Here is a 21,355-nt window from a genome sequence, read left to right on the forward strand (position 1 = left end):
TGGACGTTACCACTCGTCACAGATAAGTGGTAGCAAAAGTTAGCACCCGGGAGGAGGCCGGGCGCCGACCCGCTACTGCCGGTACGACGAGAGGAAGTTGCCGATCCGGTCGATGGCCTCGGACAGGTCCTGCGCCCACGGCAGCGTGACGATCCGGAAGTGCGCGGTGTCGTCGAGATTGAAGCCGCTGCCCTGGACCACCAGGATCTTCTCCTGGAGCAACAGGTCCTGGACGAACTTCTCGTCGTCGTGGATCTCGTGCACGTTCGGATCGAGCTTGGGGAACGCGTAGAGCGCGCCCTTCGGCGTGACGCAGCTGACGCCGGGGATCTCGTTGAGCTTGTCGACCGTGACGGTGCGCTGCTCGTACAGCCGGCCGCCCGGGGCGCACAGCGCGTCGATCGACTGGTAGCCGCCGAGCGCCACCTGAATGGCGTGCTGGCCGGGGACGTTGCTGCACAGCCGGGTCGACGCCAGGGTGTGCAGGCCCTCGATGAAGCCCTTCGCGTGGTCCTTCGGACCGGTGATGACGACCCAGCCGGCGCGGTAGCCGCACACCCGGTAGGCCTTGGACAGGCCGTTGAAGGTGAGCACCAGCATGTCGGGGGCCAGCGAGGCGATCGAGGTGTGCACGGCGTCGTCGTACAGGATCTTGTCGTAGATCTCGTCGGCCAGGATCAGCAGCGAGTGCCTGCGGGCGATCTCGACGATCCCGGCCAGCACCTCGCGCGAGTAGACGGCGCCGGTCGGGTTGTTCGGGTTGATCACGACGATCGCCTTGGTGCGGTCGGTGATCTTGGCCTCGATGTCGGCGAGGTCGGGATTCCAGTCGGCGGCCTCGTCGCACTTGTAGTGCACGGGCGTGCCGCCGGAGAGCGCGGTCATCGCCGTCCACAGCGGGTAGTCGGGCGAGGGGATCAGCACCTCGTCGCCGTCGTTCAGCAGCGCCTGCATGGTCATGGTGATCAGCTCGGAGACCCCGTTGCCGAGCAGCACGTCGTCGACGTCGAAGTAGGGGAACTCGCTGATCAGCTCGTAGCGCGTGACGATGGCGCGGCGGGCCGGGAGCACGCCGAGCGAGTCGGAGTAGCCCTGCGAGAAGGGCAGGGCGTGGATCATGTCGCGCATGATCACGTCGGGGGCCTCGAAGCCGAACAGGGCGGGGTTGCCGATGTTGAGCTTCAGGATGCGGTGGCCCTCGGCCTCCATGCGCGCCGCGTGCTCGTGCACCGGTCCCCGGATCTCGTAGCACACGTTCTTGAGCTTGTCGGACTGCTCGAGGGTGCGCAGGTTCAGGTTCTGGTGGGATACATGCGGTCGGCTCACGGGTTCCATTCTGACAGCCGGGGGCAAATGGATTCCCTGCGACGGGTCCGGCAGGGTGATGGTCATGGTGCAGCTGCGCGGACCGGGCGACGACGGTGGGTTCGAGGTCGCGTCGTTCAATGTGAACGGGATCCGGGCGGCGCGCCGCCGGGGGTTCGGCGACTGGCTGGCGCATCGCGGACCCGAGGTGGTCGCGATCCAGGAGTTGCGGTGCGGCGCCGCCGATGTCGGTGGGTTCCCCGGCTATCACGCGGCGTACGACGTCGGATCGATCCCGGGCCGCAACGGGGTGGCCGTACTGACCCGGGTGGAGCCGGTGGCGGTGCGCAGCTGGGATGTGACGCCGCCGGTGGCGCGGGGACTGGGCGAGTTCGCCACCGAGGGCCGCTACCTCGAAGTGGACCTGGCCGATCGGCCGCTGACCGTCGCCTCGCTGTATCTGCCCAAGGGCGGTCTGCCCGCGGACCTGCAGAAGCCCGGGTCCATGCGCGAGAAGCCGGACGGCGGCGCCAAGCACGCGCGCAAGATGCGTTTCCTCGCCGCCTTCGCGCGTGAGCTGGACCGGAACCGCCGGGCGGCGCTGCGGGCCGGCCGGGAGTTTCTGCTGGTGGGGGATCTGAACATCGCCCATCGCGAACACGATGTGACCAACTGGCGGCCGGCGCGCAAGATGGAGGGCTTTCTGCCCGAGGAGCGGGAATGGTTCGGCTCGATCATCGGGCCGCGGCGGCTGATCGACGTGGTGCGCCGCCTCCACGGCGACCGGCCGGGCCCGCTCACCTGGTGGAGCTGGGCGGGCGAGAGCTTCACCAAGGATGTCGGATGGCGGATCGACCACCAGCTCGCGACGCCGGGGCTGGCGCGCCGTGCGCGGTCGGTGCGGGTCGATAAGGAGCCCGCGGCGGACCGGAGGCTGTCCGATCACGCACCGTTGGTCGTGCGGTACGCCGAGGCCTGAGCCGGATCGTACTGACCCGTATGCGGGTCGCGGAGCCGCATACGGCGCTGGCCCGCCCTATACGGGTCAGTACGATCCGCCTGTCCGCGGTGGGGCGGCGAGCGCCTCGTACGACCACACCGTCAGATAGGCCAGGGCGAGGAAGGCGGCGATCGCCGCGGCGACACCGGTGGATTCGACGGACGAGAGGGGATCGCGCACCCAGTCGAGAGTCCCGGTCACCACCACGCCGAGCATGATCCCGGTCCAGGCGGCCACCCCGTACTGCAGCACGTGGCGCCACAGGTCGTAACCCTCGCGGAGGTGCACCAGATCGGTGATCAGATACGGCGCGTTGGGCAGAAACGCGAGCCACAGGAGGCCGAGCGGCAGCAGCCAGATCCGGCGGCGCACGACCGCGAACGCGAGGGCGAAGGCCAGCGGTATCCACGCGAGAAACAGGTTCCAGATCAGAAACCGGCTCGGATAGCTGAGGGGTGCGGCCGGATCGGTGACGCCGAGGACCGCGGTGAGCGCCGACGTGCCGGCCAGCGCGGCGAGCAGGACGAAGAACCGGGGATCGGTCAGGCGGATCGCCGGACCGCCTGGGTGGGACCGCACGGGTGAGGTGCCAGTGCCGGGGAACTCGTCGGTCGGGTACTCGGCGGAGGTCATGGCGGCCACGGTAGGCGAGACGCCTGAGATGCGGCTTCCCCTTCTGTGGCGGGCAGTCGGGCCTTGATCGTTGTCGATTTGTTGTCGCTCAGAGTGGGCAGAATTCGATGATGCACCGCCGGCGTCGATGTTGCGACAGCGCCGTTGGCCGGTCATCTCCGGGGGAGCTGCGACGCCTGGTCTGCCCACTCTGAGCGACAACGACGTCGAGGCGAGGATGTTTGACGAAAGCCCGGATGCGCGACGGCCCGGACTCCATTCGGAGTCGGGCCGCCTGTCGCTGCTACCTGCGCCGGGCTACTTGCCGGGGCGCTTCTTGCCTGCGGCCATGCCGAAGCCCTTGGCCTTGCCCTCGGTGCCCGCGGTGGTGGCGGCACCGGGCGCCGCGACCTCGGTCTCGGCGGCGATCGCCGCGTCGGCGACCTGGGCGTCGGGCTCGGCGTCCACGGACTCGGCGGTGTCCTCGGTGACCGGGGCATCGTCGAGGGTCACGTCCTCGATCGGTTCCGCCGCGGGTGCCTCGGCGGCCGGAGCGGGCTTCTTCAACCCGCCGCCGGGCTTCTTGAGGCCACCGGCCATGCCGAAGCCCTTGGCCTTGCCCTGCGTCGCCGAGGTGGTCGCCTCGGCCGGCACCGCGGTGTCGGCCGGAGCCGGCTCGGTCGTCGCGGCTTCGGCGGCCTCAGCGGCGCCGGGCTTCTGGAGCCCGCCGGGCTTCTTCAATCCACCAGGCTTCTTCAGACCTCCCGGCTTCTTGAGACCGTTCGGCGCGGTCTCGGCGGCCGGAGCCTCCGTGGCCGCTGCCTCCGCGACGGGAGCCTCTGCCGCACCGGGCTTCTTGAGTCCGCCCGGCTTCTTCAGGCCACCGGGCTTCTTCAGTCCGCCCGGCTTGGCGAGGCCGCCCTCGGCGGGTGCCGCGGCTTGTGCGGCCGGGGCCGCGGCGCCGGGCTTCTTCAGGCCGCCGGGCTTCTTGAGTCCGCCCGGCTTGGCCAGACCGCCCTCGGCGGGTGCGGCCGGTGCGGCGGCTTCCGCGGCACCCGGCTTCTTCAAGCCGCCGGGCTTCTTGAGACCGCCCGGCTTGGCCAGGCCACCGGCGGCCGGTGCCGCCGCCGCGGGTGCCGCGGCCTTGACCGCGGGCGCGGCCTTGACCGGTGCGGGTTCCGGCTCGGGTTCGGGCTCCGGTTCCGGCTTGGCGACCCACTTGGGGCCGTGGTGCTTGTCGCCGCGGGTCACGCCCTCGGGCCGGCCGCGCTTGACGCCCTCCAGGATCATCTGGGCGACGTCGACCACCTCGACCTTCTCTTCGAGCTCGGTGCCCGAGGTCTGGGCGGTGACGCCGTCGGTCAGCATCACGCGGCAGAACGGGCAGCCGGTGGCGATCAGCTTGGTGTCTTCGCCGTCCGGGGTGCCGGAGAGGGTGTCGAGGGCTTCGTCGACGCGGTCGATGTTGATCCGCTTGCCGATCTGCTCCTCCATCCACATGCGCGCGCCGCCGGCGCCACAGCACATGGAACGCGAGCCGTGCCGCGGCATCTCGGTGAGGGTGGAGCCGGAGGCCTCCATCAGTTCACGCGGCGCGTCGTAGATGGTGTTGTGGCGGCCCAGGTAGCAGGGGTCGTGGTAGGTGACCTCGCGGCCGCCGACCGGTGCCACCGGAACCAGGCGCTTCTCCCGCACCAGGCGGTTGAGCAGCTGGGTGTGGTGGACCACCTCGTACTGACCCGCGCTGGCCTCGCCGTTCAGCGACGCCACCTGCGGGTACTCGTTGTAGATCGCGTTGAAGCAGTGGGCGCACGTCACGACGATCTTGCGGCGCTGCTGCGGGGCGGTGCCGAAGAGCTCGTTGAAGGTCTCGATGTTCTGCTGCGCCAGCATCTGGAACAGGAACTCGTTGCCCGCGCGCCGGGCGGAGTCGCCGGTACAGGTCTCGCCCTGACCCAGGACCATGAAGTCGACGGCGGCGATGTTCAGCAGCTCGGCGACGGCCTTGGTGGTCTTCTTGGCGCGGTCCTCGTAGGCGCCGGCACAGCCGACCCAGAACAGGTACTCGTAGCCCTCGAACGACTCGACGTCCTGGCCGTAGACCGGCACGTGGAAGTCGAGCTCGTCGATCCAGGCGGTGCGCTGGGCCTGCGGCTGGCCCCAGGGGTTGCCCTTGTTCTCCAGGTTCTTGAACAGGCCGGCCAGTTCGGTCGGGAAGTCCGACTCGATCAGCACCTGGTAGCGCCGCATGTCGATGAAGTGGTCGATGTGCTCGATGTCGACCGGGCACTGTTCCACGCAGGCGCCGCAGGTGGTGCAGCTCCAGAGGGCTTCGGCGTCGATGATCGCGCCGGTGGTGCCCTCGGACTCGCCGACCAGCTTGCGCTCGGCCATGGTGCGGGCGGCCTCGGGGATCTTGGCGAGCCGGGCCTCGTCAGGGTTGCCCTCGGCGTCGACCAGCCCGACCTCGTTGCCCTCCATGTCCTTCTTGCCGCCGGCGATCAGGTACGGGGCGCCGCCGAGCGCCTGGTCGCGGAGCGACATGATCATCAGCTTCGGCGACAGGGGCTTACCGGTGTTCCACGCCGGGCACTGGCTCTGGCAGCGGCCGCACTCGGTGCAGGTGGTGAAGTCGAGCAGGTCCTTCCACGAGAAGTCGTCGATCTTGCCCGCGCCGAACGAGTCGACGTCCGGATCGGCGGTCTCCATCTCCAGGACCTTGCCGTTGCTCATCATCGGCTTGATCGCGCCGAGCGCGGGGGTGCCGTCGCTCTCCCGCTTGAAGAAGATGTTGGGGAACGCGGCGAAGCGGTGCCAGGCGACGCCCCAGTCGATGTTGTAGCCGACGACGGCGAGCCAGATCATGCCGCTCATGAGCTTGATGACGGCCGCCGCGGTGACCCAGTAGTGCGAGGGGTGGCCGAACAGCTCGGCGAAGTAGTGGGTGAAGAACGACGTCCAGATCGGTGGGTTCTCCATGCCCGTCGCGATCTTGAAGGTCTTCACGAAGATCATGCCGAGGCCCTCGATGAGGACGACGAGTTCGACGAAGTAGGCCGCCTTGAAGTCCGAGCCGCCGAACCGGGACAGCCGCTTGGGGACGCGCGGGTGGTTCAGCTGACGGATGATGATCAGGGTGGTGATACCGATGACGGTGCCCAGGCCGAGGACCTCGTCGGCGAAGATGTAGATGTCCCACGCGCCGATGACCGGCCAGTGGAAGTGCGGATCGAAGATCTGCCCGTACGCCTCGAACCAGAAGATGGCGCCGATCAGGAAGCCGAACATGACGAGCCAGTGGGCCCAGCCGACGGTCCGGAACTTCACCATCCGGGTGTGACCGACGAACTCTTTCAGCATCGTCCAGAATCGGGAGCCCAGGTAGGTGAAGCGTGTTCGCTCGACCTTCTCGCCCTGGGCGATCGCGAGCACCATCTTGCCGACGCCGCTGAGGAAGATCGCCCAGCAGAAGAGGCTGATGATCGCCGCGATGGATCCGATCACAACCGTCGTGGTCGTCATGGGATGTACCGGCCTTTCTTGAGGTCGTTACCGCGGTCGCGCGCCGACAGCCCGGAGGATGGCGCGAAACCCGACATGTATTCGGTAATACCGTAGAGGTTCGACCGTGCTCAGCGCCGCCAAGGTTTACCTAACTTGGCAGGTGAGACGGGTCCTCCCCGGACATTACTCGTGAGTAATAAAGCAAGCCAGCCCGCGCGTGCGCACTGTGGTGCGGGTCATCGATCTCCGGGCCCCCGGACACGACGCGGACCGGCCGGATCAGTCGTCGATCGGGTCGATCACTTCGAGTTCGCCGAGCGCGGTCTCCAGGTGGTCGAGCATGCGCTGCAGGCTCGGCAACTGGGCGCGGGCGCCGGTGATCCCGAAGGCGGTCTTGCCGCTGACCGAGGTGATCGTGATGTTCATCGCCTGCCCCTCGACCGGGATCGACGCGGGGTAGCAGCCGTCGAGCCGAGCACCGTTCCAGTACAACTGCTCGTCGGTTCCGGGGACATTGGAGATCACCACGTTGAACATCTGCGGGGACAGATCGAGTCCGCCGGGCATCGGGGAGAACGCCAGCGGCCAGAGGTTGGCCGCGCCGAGGGCCAGCTGTTGCAGCGGGCGCAACCCGCGGACCACGTTCTTGGCCGACGCGGTGGACGCGCGGATCTCGCGGAGCCGATCGGCCGGGGCCGGCAGGTCGGTGGCGAGCCGGGCCAGGATCGCGGTGACGTTGTTCCCCTCGGATTCGGCGTCGTGCAGGGAGACCGGAACCATCGCGGTGAGCGATTCGCCGGGCAGGGCGTCGTGATCGGACAGGTATGCGCGCAGGGCGCCCGAGCACATGGCCAGGATGACGTCGTTCACCGTGACGCCGTGCCTGCGGGCGGCGGCACGGATGCGTTCGGTGGGCCAATCCTGTGCGGCGAAGCGGCGAGCGGCGCCGATCGGGACGTTCAGCATCGTCTTGGGAGCGGCCTTCATCGGCGGGACGAAGTCCTTGTTCCGCATGCCGGAGACGGCGACCTTGGCCGCCGCGGGGGCCATGCCGACGATGTCGTCGGCGGTGCGTACGACCGTGCCGACGGTATCGGTGACCTTGGTGAACAGGTTCTTCTCCGGCTTCGGCGCCCGGTTCCGGCGGCGCCGCCGGAGCCGGGCGTCCCAGAACGCCGTGCCGGTGCGGTCCTCGGGATCGGTGTTGAGGCATCGCTGCAGCATGCGCAGCGCGGTGACGCCGTCGACCGTCGAGTGGTGGACCTTGGAGTAGAGGGCGAGCCGGCCGTCCTGCAGGCCCTCGATGATATGGAGTTCCCACATCGGCTTGGAGCGGTCGAGCAGCGTGCCGTGGTTGAGCGAGACATAGCGCAGCAGGTCTTTGATCTCGCCGGGGCGGGGCAGCGCGATGCGCCGGACGTGGTAGTCGAAGTCGATCTCGTCGGTGTGCTGCCACGCGAGATAGCCGGCGACGCTGCCGGCCGGCCGGCGGAGAAACGCGTCCTGGAACTCGGTGGCGGCCTCGAAGCGGTCGTGGAGTTCGTCGGCCAGTTCGGCCGCCGTCTGGCCATCGCGCGGAATGAACAGCTGGAGCCCGCCCACGTGCATCGGTTGGTCGCGTGTCTCGCCGATGAGGAACATCGACTCGGTCACCGGCATGTACTGCATGACGCTCCCTCGGGTTGGTCGGGTAGGGGAATCTTACTGGCAGGTAGACACTGAGACGTCATGACGTCGGACGTCTCAGGTTTGTCGATGATGTGCCTGGTCAGGCGCCGATCGGCGCGATATCTTCCAGCTCGAGCAGGGCGGTGTCGAGATGGTCGAGGATGCGCTGCAGGCTCGGCAGCTGGGCGCGTGCGCCGATGATGCCGAAATTGGCCTTCCCGCCGACCGTCGTGATGGTGATGTTCATCGCCAGGCCGTCCATCGGGATCGACACCGGGTAGCAGCCGTCGAGACGGGCGCCGTTCCAGTAGAGCGGCATGTCGGGGCCGGGCACGCTGGAGATCATCAGGTTGAAGCCGTGCGGCGTGTACTTGACGAAGCCGGGCACCGTCGCGAAGGCCAGCGGCCAGGCGTTCGCGGCACCGAGCGCGAGCGACTGGATCGGTTTGAGGCCGCGCACGATGTTCTTGGCGGACGACGACGAGGCGCGGATCTCCCGCAACCGAGCGGCGGGGTCGTCGATGTCGGTGGCCATCCGGACGAGGATGGCGGTGATCGCGTTGCCGTCGCCGTCGCCCTCGCCGTGCAGGGAGACCGGCAGGCACGCGGTGAGGGTGGAATCGGGGAGTTCGTGGTGGTCGTGCAGGTAGCGGCGCAGCGCACCGGCGCACATCGCGATCAGGACGTCGTTGAAGGTGACGCCATGCCGGCGTGCGACGTCGCGCAGGCGGTCGGTGGGCCAGTCCTGCGCGGCGAAGCGCCGTGCTGAGCCGATCGTCACATTGAGCGCGGTGACCGGGGCCATCTGCATCGGGGCGACGAAGTCCTTGTCGAACACGCCGGCGATCGCGACCTTCGCGGCGGCCGGGCCGAGGCCGATCAGGTCGTCGGCGAGGCCGACCGCCGAGCCGATGGTGCCGGTGACCTTGCTCAGTAGACCCGACGGGGTCGTCGGCTTCCGGGGGCGGCGGCGCCGCAGGAGTGCGGGGTCCCAGAACGACGTGCCGCTGCGGTCGTCCGGATCGGTGGTCAGGCTGCGCTGCAGGATGCGCAGCGCGGTGACGCCGTCGGCCAGCGAGTGGTGGATCTTGGTGTAGAGGGCGATGCGGCCGTCGCGCAGGCCCTCGATGATGTGCACCTCCCACATCGGCCGGTTCCGGTCGAGGAGCGCGCCGTGGTTGAGGGACACGTACCGCAGGAGGTTCTTGATCTCGCCCGGACGGGGCAGCACGATCCGGCGGACGTGATAGTCGACGTCGATCTCGTCGTCGTGCTGCCAGGCGGTCAGGCCCATGACGGAAGCCGGGCTGGCGGGGCGTTTGCGGAAGAGCGGCTGCACGCCGGTGGCCGCGACGAACCGTGCGTGCACCTCCTCGGCCAGTTCCGCGGGGCTCTGCCCGTCGCGGGGGATGAAGAGTTGCAGGCCGCCGACGTGCATCGGCTGGTCGCGCGTTTCGGCGACGAGGAACATCGACTGCGTCACCGGCATGTACTCCACAGGTGCTCCTCCGTTTGCGCGCCGTTCCGGCGGTGTACCGCACGCCGCCTTCTCGCCATATTGTGGCACGCACCACATCGCGGAGAATCCGGTGGTGTCCCACGCCCCGTTGGCGGCCGTCGCGGAGAGGCCGAGGGCGTCGGCCGACGGGTGGACGGAGAGTCTGAAAAGACGGCTTTCCGATCTTCTGTGACTCGCGACACGCTCAGCGTAGTCTCAGCTTCGCCGGGAACTTGATTGCATCTGAGAGGAAGCGCACTTATGGCCACATCGCAGGCCCGAAAGAACCGTCGCCGCCGGAAGGCGGGCGCCGCCGTCGCGGTGGGGGCCACCGCCGCGCTGATGGCGGGCACGATGACCGCGCCGCCCGCGCACGCAGCAGACATCTTTCCCCTGAGTATCGGGAGTCTCGGCTCTGTACTGCCAGCGGTCGCGGCCTGCGATGCGGGTGACACCGACGCTAGCCAAGATCTGGGCAGTGTTGCGGATTGCACCGGCGCCAGCCCCTGGCTGTTCTCGTCGGTCGCCGACGCGATCCTGGGCATCGTCGCGCCGGACATCGCGGGGCTGGTCTCCGTCGGCGGGCTGAACGGTGCACTCGCCACGCCAGGCGTCGAACTCGACCTTCATAATCCCAGTGTTCTGATACCCGGGACAGCCACGATTTCCGGAAGCGGCTACACCACCGCCATCACCGTCCTGGGGGGTGAGTCCACGGCCAAGGCGGACTACATCTTCGCGGTCGCGGCGGCCATCGCCGCCGCAGGTGGCATCGCGAACGCGGAATCACTCTTCGGGGTGAGCGTCGCGACGGCGATCGGCCGGCCTGCGTCGCAGGAATTGATCGGCATCGGTTCGCCGAGGGTGGAGAACTCGGCGAATGCGAAGAGCCTGCCGTTCGGCATCGCGATCGCCAACTCGTCGTTGACCCTCGGTGAGGTCGCCTCCGGGTTGGTTTCTAACGTCAAACAGTACCGGGCATCGACTGTCGCGCTCGGCGGTATCACCGCCGCATACAGGTCGCTCGACGGTTCATCGGGTGCTGTCTGCACCGCCGCCTACGGTGAGGCTCGGGTGCACGAGCAGACACTCGATGATTCGGGCGCGGTCACGAGCTCCAAGCGCACCCATTCCTGCACCAGCGTGCTCTTCATCTTCCAGAAGCAGCAGAACGTGGATCAGCACGGCGGCTACGTGGTCTACGCGATCAAGAACCCGCTGGACATCGGTCTCGTCTCGCCGTTCGGAGACAAGATCGCGGACCTGATCTCCGACGTGGGCGGCGACGTCTTGGACCTGGGGCCGCTGAACGATGTGCTCGCCGGAAAGTTCGTCCCGGAATTCAAGAGCGATCTGATCCGCGTGGTGATGACCGACAGCGGTCCGAAGGTGGAGTCCGATCTGATCGACTGGATCAGCGGGATCATCGGCTCGGCCTCGTCGAATACCTCCACGCAGGTCCTGAGACAAGCGGCTGCGCCGGCCTCCCTCGCTCTCGGCGAGCAGTCGACCCAGCAGGTCGCCGACGGCCAGGCCGATGGGTCGGACGGAGACGCGGCCCAGAAGTATCCGATGGTCGTCAACGATGCGCCGACGCCCGTGGTGAGCTCGGACATCAATCCGCCGAACGACCCGCCGGCGATCGTGGTGTCTCCGCCGGCCCCGCCGGTGGACACCGTCACGGGCACCGGTGACAACGACAAGGCCGATCTCGATCAGAAGTCGAACTCGGAACTCGGCGGCGGTGCCGACGACGGCGCGGGTGACGGTGGCGCCGAAGGTCAAGGTGGCGCCGAAGGTCAAGGCGGTGCCGGAGACAACGGTGGCGCCGAAGGTCAAGGTGGCGCCGGAAACGACGGCGGTGCCGGTGCCGGTGCCGGTGCGGGTGGCGACTCGGGCTCCGGAGTCGTCAGCGACTAACTGAGTCAACGGTTCGCATCGGCCCGCTCACCTGCCAGGTGAGCGGGCCGACTGCCGTCCGGGGAGTCTTTCTCGGGCTCGACACGGCAGTCCCGTTCGGCGGACGCACCAGGTTCCGCGGCGCCGCGGTGCCCTCCGACGACCACCGGCCCGCGCCGGGGCGGCTACCGTGATCGGGTGCGGAGACGACTCGGAACACTGGCGCTCTGGCTGGTGATCGTGGTCGAGGCCGTCGTGATCGGCAGTTCGGCGTGGGCGGTGGCCGTCTCGCGCGGCCGGGTGGTCGACGCCGGCGAGGTTCCGCCGGGGGCGCCCGAGACGGTGATCGTTCTCGGCGCCAAGGCCGGCGCCGGTGAACCCGGCGTCTACCTGCGCAATCGGCTCGACGTGGCGCTGGAGCTGTACCGGGAGGGCCGGGTCGACCGGATCATCGCCTCCGGAAACGACGCCGACGACGCCGGCAACGAGGTCCGCGTGATGCGCGACTACCTGCAGGCGCACGGGGTCCGGGCGGCGGACATCGTCGATGACCCCCTCGGTCTGAACACCGCGGCGACATGCCGCCGGTCGGCCGAGGAGTTCGGGGTGCGGCGCGCGCTGATCGTGACGCAGAACTTCCACGTCGCGCGGGCCGTCGGACTGTGCCGGGCCGCCGGGATCGACGTGACCGGGGTGATCGCGCCGTGCCGCGGATGTACGCGACTGTCGCTGGCGCGCAACTTTCTGCGGGAGGCTCTCGGCTCGCGGCCGCGAGCCGTCGTGGATTCCCTGATCGGCTGAGGAGAGGCGCGCGGCTCCGGCAGCGGGTCGCTGGGCCTCGCGCGGCCTCGCCGGCGGAGGTCGTGCGGGCAGATCCCCGAAAACGGCTCGCGTTCGCGGTCGCGCGGCGAGGATCGAGGGACAGGGGGCATCCGATCGATCGAGAAGGACGAGGAATCACACGATGAAGACGAAGGCGGCGGTCCTGCGCGGCGTGAATCAGGAGTGGCAGATCGAGGAGGTGGAACTCGGCGACCCGGTGGCCGGCGAGGTCCAGGTGAAGCTGGCCAGCTCCGGCCTCTGCCACTCCGATCATCACCTGCGCACCGGCCAGAGCCCGGCGCCGATGCCGGTGGTCGGCGGCCACGAGGGCGCCGGAGTCGTGACCAAGGTGGGGCCGGGGGTGACGCGGTTCGCCGAGGGCGACCACGTGGTGACCGCGTTCATCCCGGCGTGCGGCGTCTGCGGCCCCTGTTCCCGCGGTCAGCAGAACATCTGCGACGAGGGCGCAGGTCTGCTGACCGGGCTGTCGATCTCGGACAAGACGCACCGCGTCACCAACGCCGCGGGCGAGGGGTTCACCCAGATGTGCCTGCTCGGCACGTTCTCGCCGTACATCACGGTCAACCAGGCCTCGCTGGTGAAGATCGAGGACGACATTCCGCTGCGGGAGGCCGCGCTGCTCGGCTGCGGCGTGGCCACCGGCTGGGGCAGTGCCACCGAGATCGGTGGAACCAAGGTCGGCGACACCGTGGTCGTGGTCGGTATCGGCGGGGTGGGCATCAACGCGGTGCAGGGCGCCAAGGCCGCCGGTGCGCGGTACGTGGTGGCCGTCGACCCGGTGAAGTTCAAGCGCGACATGGCCGAGAAACTGGGCGCCACGCACACCTTCGCGAGCATGGAGGAGGCGCTGCCGACGGTCGGTGAGATCACCTGGGGCACGATGGCCAACACCGTGGTCATCACCGTCGGCGAGATCAAGGGCGAGTACATCGCCCCCGCGCTGGCGATGACCGGGAAGGGCGGCCAGGTGGTGGTCGTGGGCATGGGCGATTTCCAGGCGATGGACGTCAAGCTCAACCTGTTCGAACTCACCCTGCTGCAGAAGCGCGTGCAGGGGGCGATCTTCGGCGGTGCCGGTCCGCGCACCCAGGTGCCCAAGCTGCTCAACGAGTACCGCGCCGGTCAGCTCAACCTGGCCGACCTCGTGACGCAGACCTACCGTCTCGAAGACATCAACAAGGCGTACGACGACATGCTCGAGGGCAACAACATCCGCGGCATGATCGTCTACGACGAGGCCGACTGGTAGGCCGTCACCAGTCCGCCGCACCGGGTGCTCACTCGCGCCCGGTGCGGCGGTGTCCGTCGTTCAAAAAGCTCCAGGCCGGCTCGTGGTGAACGAGCTCGTCCGGTCAGCGACCGTGCAGTACCGGGATCGGGCCGGTCGGGCAATCGGCCGACGGGTCGTCCTCGGGCAGGCTCTGTGCGTAGACGACGCCCAGACCCAGCAGCACCAGACCGACCACGATGAACACCAGCACCCGGAAGAACCCGCCGAGTGCGGCGAGATCGAACAGGAAGAGCTTGGCGACCGCGACCGCGATCACCAGCAGTCCGGCGGTCAGGGCCAGGGTGCGATCGCCGTGACGGAGGCGCCTGGCCCACGTCAGCGCCACGGCGCCGGCCGCGACGAAGCCGATCGTCGCGCACATCTGGCCCGCCCGGTAGCCGTTCAGGCTCCCGCCGGTGACCGCCGTGCCGACCGCCACGCAGAACACGTTGGTCACGAGCAGGGACACCAGTCCGGCGATGACGATGAGCACGGTCGACGCGCTCTTCGCCGAGGGCAGCCACGACCAGGTGACCATGCCGAGGGCGACCAGCGCGAGCAGCGAACCGATGACGAGAACGATCCGGTCGGTGGTGCCCAGCCCGTCCCGGACGAACATCGCCGTCGCGCCCGGCACGGCGATCGCCACCAGCCCGACGGCGAGGACGACGGTGGCCGCGATCCGCACCGGCAGGGCGAGATCGCCGGCAGCGCGGTCCGACACGGCCAGGACCGCGGCCGTCCCGAGCAGCGCGAGCGTGAAGCCGTCGACGCCGAACGCGACGGCCACCGCGATCACCCCGGTCACCACGCCGGCGGCCAGCCACGCGATCCGGACGCCGCGGTTCGCGCCCGGCAGGCCGGTGCCGCCCGCGGCGAGCGCGAGCAACACCGCGGCGGTGACGCCGAGGATGATCCCGGCGGTGGTCCCGCCGAGCCGGTATCCGCTGATCAACAGGGGTAGAACCGGAAGGAGGCCGATGAGCGCGACGAGCAGGGGGAGCGAACTGGTCCGCACCAACAGACAGGCCGACGCCACACCGAGGGCCGCGGTCAGACAGGCCACGATCGCGAACTGGGTGGACGTCCCTGCGTGCAGCTGCACCGCGAGCCCGACGATCGGCAGCGTGGCCGCGACCGTGGTGACGGCGAACAACGCGCACCAGTTGCGGCCGATCTGGACGGCCAGCGAGGCCGCGGCGTAGACCAGCAGGAAGACCGCGAGGGTCATGGTGAAGCCGTGCGTGAGAAACGGGGAGAACAGGATCAGAGCCACCCCCGCGGTCACCCCGAGCCACTGATCCTTCCAGGCCGCGGCGACGCCGAGGCCGCCGGCGACGACGGTCCCGGACAGTACGAGCGCCGCGATCATCGGCAGCCAGTGATAGATGTTCGCGGCCGCCATGACGCAGAAGAGCGCGGTCACCACGCCGGTGGCGACCAGGGCCGACGCGGCCGGACGGCGCGCCGGACGGCGGCCAACCCAGATCCCGGCGCCGGCGAGGACGGCGGCCAGCACGGCACCGCCGGCGACCCGGACCTCGGGGCGGAGCAGACCCGCCTCCGCGGCCAGCACTAGCAGCAGAACCACGCCGATCAGGGTGATCGCGGCACCGGCGACGGCCAGCACCCGGCCGATCACGCTGCCGGTGTCGCGGGGTGCGCGCACCGGGGGAGCGGGCCAGGCCGGGCCGTACGGATGCACCGGAGACGGAGCGCCCGGATACGGCGGGAAGGGCGCGGCCGGCTGAGGTCCGGCGTACGGAGGCGGAACCAGCGGAGTCGGGATGGGCGGCGCGGCGGGCGGCGGTGCGATCGGTGTACCGGGCGGCGGCGCGAAGGCGGTCGCGTACTGCAGGGTGGGCCGAGGTTCGGCCTGCGGCTCGGTCGCCGCCCGCGGTTCCGGCTCAGCCTGTTGTTCGGGTTCCAGTTGTTCGGGTTCCGGGGCCGTCGCGGGCCGCGTGGCGAGTCCGGCCAGGGCCTCGCGGAGTTCGGCGACGTCGCCGGTGACCTTCGACAGGCGGGCGGAGATGGCGTGCAGGTCGTCGTCGATGCGCGCGGCGACCTCGATCGGATCCGGTGCTGAGCTCATGATTTCTAGTGTCCGCCGGGATACGGGCACCCGGATGCGCAGAACTACCTAGATGGGCGATTCCCGGAGTCGGCGGCTGTACGGCCGGACGGATTCGGCGTCCGTGGTGCCGCTACGACAGCCCGTTGTCCATCGCGTAGCGGGCCAGCTCCACCCGGTTGCGGAGGTGGAGTTTGCGGAGGGTGGCGCCGACGTGGTTCTCGACGGTCCGCGGGCTCAGGTACAGGCGCTCGGCGATCTGCCGGGAGCTGAGGCCCTTGGCGACGTAGCGGAGGACCTCGGTCTCACGCTCGGTGAGGGCGGGTGCGTCGTCGGCAGGATCCTTCGCGAGCCGCCGGTATTCGCCGAGCACCAGGCCGGCCAGGCCGGGGGTGAAGACGGTCTGCCCGGCGGCGGTCGCCCGGACGGCGGCGACCAGCTCGGAGCGCTGCGCGCTCTTGACCAGGTATCCGCCGGCACCGGACTTGATCGCCTCCAGGACGTCGTCGCGCTCCTCCGAGGCCGACAGCACCAGGATGCGCGAATTCGGGGAGACCGCCAGCACCGCGACGGTGGCCTGGGCGCCGTTGCCGTCGGGGAGTTGCATGTCCATCAGCACCACGTCGGGCTGATAGGCGCGCGCCATCTCGGTGGCCCGCTGCACGCCGTCGGCCGCGGCGACGACGTCGAAGCCCTCGTCGGTCAGGTCCCGGGCGACGCCGTCGCGCCACATCGGGTGGTCGTCGACCACCATCACGCGGATCGGTGCGGGATCGCTCATCGTCGGTCGCCCTCCTGGCGTAGCGGGATCGTCAGTTCCCATTCTGTGCCCGCACCGGGCGCCGATTCCAGCGCCACGCTGCCGCCGAGCGCTTCGATGCGTCCGATGATCGACCTGCTGATGCCCATCCGGCCCTCGGCGGCGGCCTGGTTCAGGCGGCCCGGCGCGATCCCGCGGCCGTCGTCGCGCAGGCTCAGGACCACCTCGTCGTCGAGGTCTTCCAGAAGGACGAAGCTGTGGGCGCCGGGCCCGGCGTGCCGGGCGGTGTTGTCGAGGACGTTGGTGACCGCGGCCAGGACCTCGCGCGCGATCTCCTCGTGCAGGACGACCGGTGCCGCCGGGGTGCTGACCGAGACGGTGTCGGTGGCGAGGGCGCGGAGGGGCACGCCGAGGTCGACGATCTCGGCGGTCGTCGGACGGCTGCGCGAGGAGGAGGCCTGCGGGTGGACCTCGGCGATCAGCCGCCGCAGTTGCCGTTCCTGGCCGGCCGCGAGTTCGGCCAGTTCGGTGGTGGGGCCGCCGATCTCACGGCCGCGCCGGGCGATCAGGGCGAGCGCCTGCAAGACGCCGTCGTGCACGTGCCGGGCGAGTCGTTCCCGTTCGGCGGCCTGTGCCGCGGCGTGCACCGCGGCGGTCAGCTTCGCGTGGGTCACCCGCGCGCGGGAGGCGGCCAGTCCGACCGCCATACCGGCCACGACCAGCAGCAGGAAGGTCGCGTTGCGCCCGAAGTTGAAGAAGACCTGCCCCTTGACCAGGAAGTTCGCCAGCCCGATCGCGACCCCGGCCGCGGCCCCCGTCCAGGCGCCGCCGAGCAGAGCCGCCGAGAGCAGCGCGCTGGAACACCACAGGGTGGTCGGCCACGTCTGGTTCGACGCGATCCAGGCGGAACTCGCGACGTACTCGGTGGAGAGCATCGCCGCGATGAAGCAGGCGAGTTCGGCCGCGGCACACCACCAGCGGCGGCCGAAACCGACGAGGTACCCGGTGGCGAAGACCGCGTTCGCGGCGGTCAGGAGCACGAAGAAGAGCCAGGCGATCCCGGGATGCTCGAGGTCGTGGTCGACGGCGATCAGGAAGCCGAGCGCGTAGAAGAAGCCGAGCAGCCGGAATATCTGGGCACCGCGCCAGAGCGGGCCGACCGGGTCGTCGTCGTCGAGCCGGCGCCAGCTCTCCGGGAACAGCCGGTCCAGAGCGGTCACCGCTGCGACGGGGGACATGGGCGGTGGGTCAGGCGTCAGCGGCGACGACGGTGTTGCGGCACTCGCCGATGCCGTCGATGCTCACGACGATCCGCTGGCCGGCCTGCAGATGCGCCTCGGGGCCGTGGTCGTGCGCTGGCGACGACGGGCTGCCGGTGGCGACGATGTCGCCCGGGCGCAGTTCCATGAACCGCGAGGCGCGACGGACCACGTGCACCGGGTCGAAGTGCAGGTCGGCGGTGCTGCCGGACTGGACCGGCCGGCCGTCGATCGTGGTCGTGAGCGCGAGGGTCGGTGCGATGCCGCCGGGCAGGTCGTCCGGGGTCACCAGGTACGGGCCGATCGGGGTGGAGCGGTCCCAGATGTTGCCGAGTCCCCATTCCTCGGCCTGGAACTCGAGATCGCGGTCGGTGACGTCGTTCATGACGGTGAAGCCGGCGATGGCGGCGGCCGCCTCGTCGTCGGAGGCGTGCCGCACGGTCCGTCCGATGACGATGGCGAGCTCGACGGCGCAGTCGAGGGCGTGGGCGTCCGCCGGCTTGACGATCTCGTCGTTCGCGCCGATCAGCGCGGTGGAGAACTTGGTCGACAGGCGCGGTGATTCGGGGATGTTCAGCCCGAGGACCCGGTAGTGCTCGCCGTAGTTGTGCGACACGCAGATCACCTTGTCGGGGTTGATCACCGGCGGCGCGAAATCGGCGGTGGCGGCGTCGTAGGTGGTGCCGCCGTCGATCGCCGCGGCCCGGGTGAGGCCGTCCGGATCGGCCAGCAGCGCACCCAGATCGACGTACCCCAGGTCGACGAGCACCGGCGACGTGCCGCTGTCGACGCGCTTGACCGCGCGGGTGGTGGTGCCGGTACGGATCGTGGCCAGGTGCATGGTGTCCCCTCGAAGTAGCTCGCGCCGGTGCGCGCTCACTCCATCATCGCACCGGCGCCCATTGTGAGCAGGATCACCACATATATGCACGTAACAGGCTCAACTTCGGGAAGAGATCGGCCCGCGGACCGGTTGTACCCATCGAGGAACCTGAGTGAACAGCGCTCAAGAAGGCTTGACGGATCACCGTCACCGGTCTAAGTGTTGAGTGCGAGACGCTGAGGTTTCTGACCAAGACATCAGGAGCCATTGCGGCCCTACCGGACAAACCCGGCTCACCTAGCCGTACAACAGGGAGGAACACACATGTCACGTGCTGTCGGAATCGATCTCGGCACCACCAACTCCGCGCTCGCGGTGCTGGAGGGTGGCGAGCCCGTCGTCATCACGAACGCGGAGGGATCGCGGACCACCCCGTCCGTCGTCGCCTTCGCCCGCAACGGTGAGGTCCTGGTGGGTCAGCCCGCCAAGAACCAGGCCGTCACCAACGTCGACCGCACCATCCGCTCGGTCAAGCGCCACATGGGCGACCCGAACTGGACCATCGAGATCGACGGCAAGAAGTACACCGCGCAGGAGATCAGCGCCCGCACGCTGATGAAGCTGAAGCGCGACGCCGAAGCCTACCTGGGTGAGGACGTCACCGAGGCCGTCATCACCGTGCCCGCCTACTTCAACGACTCGCAGCGTCAGGCCACCAAGGAAGCCGGCCAGATCGCCGGCCTCGAGGTCCTGCGCATCGTCAACGAGCCCACCGCGGCCGCCCTGGCCTACGGCCTGGACAAGGCCTCCAAGGAACAGACCATCCTGGTCTTCGACCTCGGCGGCGGCACCTTCGACGTCTCCCTGCTGGAGATCGGCGACGGTGTGGTCGAGGTGCGCGCCACCTCCGGCGACAACGTGCTCGGCGGCGACGACTGGGACGAGCGCATCGTTCAGTGGCTCGTCGACAAGTTCAAGGCGTCCAGCGGCATCGACCTGACCAAGGACAAGATGGCCATGCAGCGTCTGCGTGAGGCCGCCGAGAAGGCCAAGATCGAGCTGTCGGCGTCGCAGAGCACCACCATCAACCTGCCGTACATCACGGTCGACGCGGACAAGAACCCGCTGTTCCTGGACGAGACGCTCAGCCGCGCCGAGTTCCAGAAGATCACCCAGGACCTGCTCGACCGCTGCCGCAAGCCCTTCGAGGCCGTCATCAAGGACGCGGGCATCCGCGTCGACGACATCGACCAGGTGGTTCTGGTCGGCGGCTCCACCCGCATGCCCGCCGTGTCCGAGCTGGTCAAGGAACTGACCAACGGTCGCGAGCCCAACAAGGGCGTCAACCCGGACGAGGTCGTCGCCGTCGGCGCCGCCCTGCAGGCCGGCGTGCTGCGCGGCGAGGTCAAGGACGTGCTGCTGCTCGACGTGACCCCGCTGTCCCTCGGCATCGAGACCAAGGGCGGCGTGATGCACAAGCTGATCGAGCGCAACACCACCATCCCGACCAAGCGCTCGGAGACCTACACCACGGCCGAGGACAACCAGCCGTCGGTGCAGATCCAGGTGTACCAGGGTGAGCGCGACATCGCGGCCCACAACAAGCTGCTCGGCAGCTTCGAGCTGGGCGGTATCGCACCGGCCCCGCAGGGTGTCCCGCAGATCGAGGTGACCTTCGACATCGACGCCAACGGCATCGTGCACGTCACCGCGAAGGACAAGGGCACCGGCAAGGAGAACAGCATCCGGATCCAGGACGGCTCGGGTCTCTCGAAGGAAGAGATCGACCGCATGGTCAAGGACGCCGAGCTGCACGCCGAGGAGGACCGCAAGCGCCGCGAGGAGGCGGAGACCCGCAACCAGGCCGAGTCCCTGGTCCATCAGACCGAGAAGGTGCTGAAGGACAACGAGGACAAGATCCCGGCCGACGTCGTCGCCGACGTCAAGGGTGCGGTCGACGAGGCCAACGAGGCGCTGAAGGGCACCGACACCGCCGCGATCCGCAGCGCGATCGAGAAGCTGTCGGAGAAGTCGCAGAAGATGGGCGAGGCGATCTACGCCAACGCTCAGGCCGAGACCTCGGCCGCCGACTCCGGTAACGCCGCGGGCGGCAGCTCCGACGACGACGTCGTCGACGCCGAGGTCGTGGACGACCCCGCGGACGACAAGTGACGGCGCCGGGCGCCGAGGGCGGCGCGCCGGGGCCCGAGGACGTCGTGGACGCCGAGGTCGTGACCGAGAACGCCGCCGAGGCGGGAGCCGCGCAGGCTCCCGCCGAGGAGGCGGGCGGCATCGATGAGCGGGTCGCCGAGCTGACCGAGGCGTTGCAGCGGGAGCGAGCGCAGTTCGTCAACTTCCGCCGGCGCAGCGCCGAGGAGGCACAGCAGAAGGTGGCGCTCGGCAAGCAGTCGATCGTCGAGAAGCTGCTGCCGCTGCTCGACGACTTCGATCGGGCCCGCGAGCACGGTCACCTGTCCGACGGCCCGCTGAAGGCCTTCGCCGACAAGCTGGGCGATGTGCTGGGCGGCGAGAAGGTGGCGAAGTTCGGTGCCCCGGGCGACCGGTTCGATCCGGAATTGCACGAGGCGATCCAGAACGACGGCAGCGGGGTGGACCCGGTGATCGGGCAGGTGTTCCGGCCCGGTTATCGACTGGGGGACAAGGTGATCCGTCACGCGATGGTCACCGTCACCGATCCGGATCCGGCGGCGGGCGCCGCCGGGACACCGGAGAACGCATAGCAGCCGGGCGGGACCGGGAACGACGTCGGCGTCGTCCCGGTCCCGCCGCGGTCGCGGCGACACAAGACTTTTCCGCCCGGGTGACAGACGCGATGGCGCCGG

15 protein-coding genes are annotated in these 21,355 nt (G+C 69.4%); 6 read left to right on the forward strand and 9 right to left on the reverse strand.

Going from position 1 to position 21,355, the window contains the following annotated elements; all coding sequences use genetic code 11:
- Positions 1-72: 72 nt before the first annotated feature.
- Complete coding sequence (locus tag MYK68_RS02060) at positions 73-1,326, reverse strand: pyridoxal phosphate-dependent aminotransferase (protein ID WP_283255262.1); 1,254 nt, start codon at positions 1,324-1,326, stop codon at positions 73-75.
- 64 nt (positions 1,327-1,390) lie between these two features.
- Between MYK68_RS02060 and MYK68_RS02065 the strand changes: the two genes are divergently transcribed.
- Positions 1,391-2,284 (forward strand): exodeoxyribonuclease III, encoded by an 894-nt coding sequence (locus MYK68_RS02065; RefSeq protein WP_502798294.1) that lies wholly within the window; start codon positions 1,391-1,393, stop codon positions 2,282-2,284.
- 66 nt (positions 2,285-2,350) lie between these two features.
- Here the strand turns inward: MYK68_RS02065 and MYK68_RS02070 are convergent, their stop codons facing one another.
- The 4 genes from MYK68_RS02070 to MYK68_RS02085 all read right to left on the reverse strand — a co-directional run bounded on the left by MYK68_RS02070 (position 2,351) and on the right by MYK68_RS02085 (position 9,587).
- Positions 2,351-2,851 (reverse strand): DUF1361 domain-containing protein, encoded by a 501-nt coding sequence (locus MYK68_RS02070; protein ID WP_247867899.1) that lies wholly within the window; start codon positions 2,849-2,851, stop codon positions 2,351-2,353.
- Positions 2,852-3,235: 384 nt separating this feature from the next.
- Positions 3,236-6,439 (reverse strand): (Fe-S)-binding protein, encoded by a 3,204-nt coding sequence (locus MYK68_RS02075; protein ID WP_247866037.1) that lies wholly within the window; start codon positions 6,437-6,439, stop codon positions 3,236-3,238.
- Positions 6,440-6,700: 261 nt separating this feature from the next.
- Positions 6,701-8,089: a WS/DGAT/MGAT family O-acyltransferase gene (locus tag MYK68_RS02080; protein WP_247866039.1), complete on the reverse strand. Its 1,389-nt coding sequence runs from the start codon at positions 8,087-8,089 to the stop codon at positions 6,701-6,703.
- A gap of 100 nt (positions 8,090-8,189) precedes the next feature.
- Positions 8,190-9,587 carry a WS/DGAT/MGAT family O-acyltransferase gene (locus tag MYK68_RS02085; RefSeq protein ID WP_247866041.1) on the reverse strand — a complete coding sequence of 466 codons (1,398 nt, stop codon included), beginning with the start codon at positions 9,585-9,587 and terminating at the stop codon, positions 8,190-8,192.
- A 261-nt stretch (positions 9,588-9,848) separates the two neighbouring features.
- Here MYK68_RS02085 and MYK68_RS02090 point away from each other — a divergent pair, with 261 nt between their 5' ends.
- The 3 genes from MYK68_RS02090 to MYK68_RS02100 all read left to right on the forward strand — a co-directional run bounded on the left by MYK68_RS02090 (position 9,849) and on the right by MYK68_RS02100 (position 13,578).
- A complete protein-coding gene (locus MYK68_RS02090) occupies positions 9,849-11,507 on the forward strand; it encodes a hypothetical protein (protein ID WP_247866043.1) in 1,659 nt (552 codons plus the stop codon).
- Between the two features lie 177 nt (positions 11,508-11,684).
- Positions 11,685-12,287 (forward strand): SanA/YdcF family protein, encoded by a 603-nt coding sequence (locus MYK68_RS02095; RefSeq protein WP_247866045.1) that lies wholly within the window; start codon positions 11,685-11,687, stop codon positions 12,285-12,287.
- A 163-nt stretch (positions 12,288-12,450) separates the two neighbouring features.
- A complete protein-coding gene (locus MYK68_RS02100; RefSeq protein WP_247866047.1) occupies positions 12,451-13,578 on the forward strand; it encodes an NDMA-dependent alcohol dehydrogenase in 1,128 nt (375 codons plus the stop codon).
- A 103-nt stretch (positions 13,579-13,681) separates the two neighbouring features.
- Here the strand turns inward: MYK68_RS02100 and MYK68_RS02105 are convergent, their stop codons facing one another.
- From MYK68_RS02105 to MYK68_RS02120, 4 genes are all read right to left on the reverse strand, one after another.
- The gene (locus tag MYK68_RS02105; protein WP_247866049.1) at positions 13,682-15,691 is read right to left on the reverse strand and encodes a DUF2339 domain-containing protein; all 2,010 of its coding nucleotides are present in this window, start codon (positions 15,689-15,691) and stop codon (positions 13,682-13,684) included.
- A gap of 112 nt (positions 15,692-15,803) precedes the next feature.
- Positions 15,804-16,451 (reverse strand): response regulator, encoded by a 648-nt coding sequence (locus tag MYK68_RS02110; protein WP_247866050.1) that lies wholly within the window; start codon positions 16,449-16,451, stop codon positions 15,804-15,806.
- Entirely contained in the window at positions 16,448-17,668 is a 1,221-nt protein-coding gene (gene macS / locus MYK68_RS02115) for a MacS family sensor histidine kinase (RefSeq protein ID WP_247866052.1), read from the reverse strand. Before macS ends, MYK68_RS02110 begins: the two co-directional genes overlap by 4 nt.
- Before the next feature lie 10 nt (positions 17,669-17,678).
- Entirely contained in the window at positions 17,679-18,530 is an 852-nt protein-coding gene (locus MYK68_RS02120; RefSeq protein WP_247866054.1) for a fumarylacetoacetate hydrolase family protein, read from the reverse strand.
- Positions 18,531-18,836: 306 nt separating this feature from the next.
- On the opposite strand from MYK68_RS02120, the gene dnaK reads away from it, so the two are divergent.
- Together dnaK and grpE are read left to right on the forward strand one after the other, a co-directional pair.
- Entirely contained in the window at positions 18,837-20,684 is a 1,848-nt protein-coding gene (dnaK, locus tag MYK68_RS02125; RefSeq protein ID WP_247866055.1) for a molecular chaperone DnaK, read from the forward strand.
- A complete protein-coding gene (grpE, locus tag MYK68_RS02130; RefSeq protein ID WP_371308498.1) occupies positions 20,681-21,253 on the forward strand; it encodes a nucleotide exchange factor GrpE in 573 nt (190 codons plus the stop codon). Before dnaK ends, grpE begins: the two co-directional genes overlap by 4 nt.
- Positions 21,254-21,355 lie beyond the last annotated feature (102 nt).

This window comes from Gordonia sp. PP30 (assembly GCF_023100845.1).
Taxonomy (GTDB): Bacteria; Actinomycetota; Actinomycetes; order Mycobacteriales; family Mycobacteriaceae; genus Gordonia.